The sequence below is a fragment of the Nonomuraea sp. NPDC003201 genome (assembly GCF_053590415.1).
The window spans coordinates 1-3,998 of record NZ_JBSFTC010000560.1; the positions used below are offsets into that span (position 1 = coordinate 1).

Below are 3,998 nucleotides of genomic sequence, written 5' to 3' on the forward strand. Positions count from 1 at the left end.
AGCTGAACCCGGCGGCGCGGCAGATGGCCACGGCCTGGCGCTGGCCGCCCGAGAGCCGGCGTACGCGGGACTTCACCGCGGGCACGTTGACGGCGCTGCTGTCGATCAGCGTCACCGACGGCGTGACGGACCTGTGGGACGCCGAGCGCGGCCGCGAGATCCCCACCAAGGAGTGGGGCGAGCTCACCCAGTTCACCGTCGCCTCCTCGGGCAGGCTGGTCGCGAGCGTGGCGCCCCCGGGGCAGACGATCCGGGTGTGGCGGCTGCCGGGCATGCGGCGCGTGCCCGCTCTCGAGAAGAGCTGCGGCATGGAACCGGTGGTGGGATTCAGCGCGGACAGCCGGCTCATGTACTGCGCCGGGGAGCGGTTCCAGCTCCGGGACACCGCCTCGGGCAGGCCGGTCGCCGACTCGGAGGCGGAGGAGGACGGCCTGACCTGGGGGGATGCGGTGAGCCAGGCGGCCCCCGGTACCCGGTGGGCGGTCCGGCTCAGCAGCGACAACCAGCTGGTCGCCGGCGCGCGCGGGCAGCGCGTCTGGGTCTGGAACGTGACCACGCACCAGGAGATCCTCAGATACGAGGCGCCGGGCGAGGTCACCGAGGTGTGGTTCGACCCGACCGGCCGGACGCTGCGCTACCGGGTGGACGAGCGCATCGTCAGCCTCGCCCTGCGGTCCGGCACCGCGAGCGCCCGGGCGCCCTCCGGAGCGCGGATCGAAGCGATCAGCCCGGACGCGCGCCGGCTGCTGATCAGCACGTCGTCCGCGTACCGGACGTGGGACGTGGCCGCGCGGCGCTCGATCGCGTCGTACCCCAATCCCGGCAACCCGACGCCGTGGCTGTTCAGCCCCGCCAACGACAGCCTGGTCTTCCAGGACGGGGAGGCGGTCATCGCGTACAGCCTCACCGACGGGCGGCGGCTGTGGTCGTTCGGGGGCATTCCGGCGTTCCTCCCCATGGGCGGGGCCTACAGCCGGGACGGCCGCCTGTTCGCGGCGGTCTTCGCGCAGGACAATCAGAAACAGGATGACTTCCGCCTGCGGGTGTGGGACGCGCGCACCGGGAAGGCGGTCAGCAGCGTGAAACTGCCGTTCGCCACCCGCGACTTCGTCTTCCTCGCCGACGGCAGGACGATCGCGTCGGCGAGCGGGCAGTTCTACGACATCATGACCGGCAAGCCCGTCGGCACCGGGTTCGGCGCGGCGCGGAGCCAGGGTTTCATGGTCGTCGATCCCGCCGGGCGGCGGCTGGCCACGCACGACGGGCACCGCCTCAGCCTGTGGGACCTGAGCGCCCGGCAGCTGCTCGTACCCGACCTGCGCGTTCCCGGCCAGGAGTTCGACGCCGTCGTGTTCGCCCCCCGAGGGGACGTGCTCGCCGTCTCCGACGCGGGCGGTGGGATCCATCTGTGGGACGTGGCGACCCGGCAGCCGCTGGGCGGGGAGATCCGGCTCGACAGCAACGGCAGCGTGCACCTCATGGCCTTCACCGGCGACGGGAGACTGCTGCGGGTGGTCGACGTGTCGGAGTGGGTTCACGACCTGCCGGTCGCGCCGGAGGCGATGGTGGGAACGGTGTGCGCGCGGGCCGGCCGCACGCTCAGTGTCCGGGAGTGGCGCGAGTATCTGGGTGCCACGCCGTACCGGGACGTGTGCGCGAAGGCGTGAGGGAAGAGCGCGGGCCCGGCGGCGGTTTCACCTGATCGTGGAAGAGACCGAAGTGGTGGTGATCGGCGCCGGGCAGGCGGGGCTGTCCGGCGCGTACTTCCTGCGCCGGTACGGGTTCGAGCCGGTCGTCCTGGACGCGGCCGACGGCGCGGGAGGGGCGTGGCGCCACCGGTCGCCGTCGCTGACCATGGACAAGGTGCACGGCATCTTCGACCTGCCCGGCATCGCCCGTCCCCCGGGCGTGGACGGTCGCCGTCCCGCCGCCGAGGTGGTCCCCGCGTACTACGCGGCCTACGAGGAAGAGCTGGGGCTGGACGTCGTGCGGCCGGTGCGGGTCGCCTCCGTCCGGCACGGCGACGGCGGCCGGCTGGTGATCGGCACGGACGCGGGGGAGTGGTCGGCCCGCGCCGTGATCAACGCGACGGGCACCTGGACCCGGCCCCACTGGCCCTACTACCCCGGCGCGCCGGACTTCGCGGGCCGCCAGCTCCACTACGCGGGTTACCGGGGGCCGGAGGAGTTCGCGGGGCGGCGCGTGATCGTGGTGGGCGGCGGGGCGTCGGCGATGCACGTGCTGTCGGAGATCGCCGGGATCGCCGCCACCACGGCATGGGTGACGCGGCGGCCGCCGGTGTTCCGGGACGACGACTTCGGCGAGAACGCCAGGCGCGAGGCCGTCGCGCTGGTCGAGGCGCGCGTGCGCGCGGGACTCCCGCCGCAGAGCGTGGTGAGCGTCACGGGCCTCGGCTACAGCACGGTCGTACGCGAGGCCCTGGCCAAGGGCGCGCTGGAACGCCTCCCCATGTTCCGGCGCATCACCGCGGACGGCGTCACCTGGTCTGACGGCCTCCACCTGGAGGCGGACACGATCGTCTGGGCCACCGGCTTCCGCTCGGCCCTCGACCACCTCGCGCCCCTGCGGCTCAGGGAGCCGGGCGGCGGGATCAAGGTGGACGGCACCCAGGCCGTCAGGGAGCCGGCCCTGCAACTGGTCGGGTACGGCCCTTCGGCCAGCACCATCGGCGCGAACCGCGCCGGACGCGCGGCGGCGCGTAACGTCCACGGGTACCTGGCACGGCAGGCGGCCTGACCGGACCTACTATGCGGAGTAGTAAGAATACCGATTGCGGCAGCGGCTCGGTTACTCCCGCGAAGGGACTCGACACGGGGTGTGACCCCAGGTTAGCGTCCTGACATAAGGATCTTTATCCGGCAGGAGGTCCCACATGGAAGTTCCCGGCTACACCGAGATCCGGGAACTCGGACACGGCGGGACGGGCCGGGTGATGCTCGCCGTACGGGACTCAGACGGGCTGGCCGTCGCGATCAAGCACCTGTCCGAGCCGCTGCGCGCGGACACGGGGTTCGTCGAGCGGTTCCGGGCGGAGGCCGAGGTCATCCGCGAGATCGACAGCCCGCACACCGCCCGTCTGCTCGAATACGTCGAGGGCCAGGACGACGCCGTCATCGTGATGGAGCTGGTCGACGGCGTCACGCTGCGGCGGCTGCTGGAGCACGAGGGCGCGACGGGCCCGGAGGCGGCGCTCGTGGTGCTGAAGGGCGCGCTGCTCGGGCTGGCCGAGGCGCACCGGCGCGGTGTCGTCCACCGGGACTTCAAACCCGAGAACGTCATCATCACCCAGGACGGCCAGAGCAAGCTCGTCGATTTCGGCGTGGCGGCCCACTTCGGGGAGACGGCCGCGCTCGTCGGCACGCCCCCGTACATGGCGCCCGAGCAGTGGGACGACGGGCCGGCCAGCGCCGCGACCGACGTGTACGCCGCCACGCTGGTGTTCTTCGAGTGCCTGACCGGCCACCGCGCCTTCCAGGGTGAGAACGTGGCCGCGCTCGCCTACCAGCACCAGCACATCCTGCCCCAGCTGGGGGAGGTCGAGGAGCCGCTGCGGCCGCTGCTCGAACACGGCCTGGCCAAGGACCCGGCCGGGCGGCCCGCGTCGGCGGAGGCGTTCCTGGCCGAGCTGGAGGGGGTCGCGCTCGCCGAGTACGGCGAGGAATGGGAGACGCGCGGGCGGGCCGGGCTCGGCATCATGGTCCTGCCGCTGGCCGCGCTGTTACCGAGGCCGCAACCGGTTGCCGAGAGCACCACCAGCGTGGTGCAGAGCACGCTGGCGCCGGCGGCCAAGTTCGCGGTGACGGGCGGGCTGGTGCTGGCGACCGCCGCCGCGGTCGTGTCGGCGTTCGTGATCCTGGGGGACTCGCCGGAGCCGGGGCCCGGGCCTGGCGTCGCGCTGCCGCCGGCCACGCGATGCCCTCCGGCGAGGGCGGTCACCTCGTCATCCTCCTGGTGGCCGCGGTGCTGCACGGGCTGGC

The 3,998-nt window shown here is 73.1% G+C and carries 3 protein-coding genes; all 3 read left to right on the forward strand.

The genetic code is table 11. The features are described from left to right. On the forward strand, positions 1 to 1,667 hold a 1,667-nt coding region (locus ACWDX9_RS60625), incomplete at its 5' end, for a WD40 repeat domain-containing protein (RefSeq protein WP_449973005.1). A gap of 37 nt (positions 1,668 to 1,704) precedes the next feature. Then, entirely contained in the window at positions 1,705 to 2,757 is a 1,053-nt protein-coding gene (locus ACWDX9_RS60630) for an NAD(P)-binding domain-containing protein (protein ID WP_364241790.1), read from the forward strand. A 136-nt stretch (positions 2,758 to 2,893) separates the two neighbouring features. Next, the coding region (locus tag ACWDX9_RS60635) for a serine/threonine-protein kinase (RefSeq protein WP_449973006.1) at positions 2,894 to 3,998 on the forward strand (1,105 nt) is incomplete at its 3' end.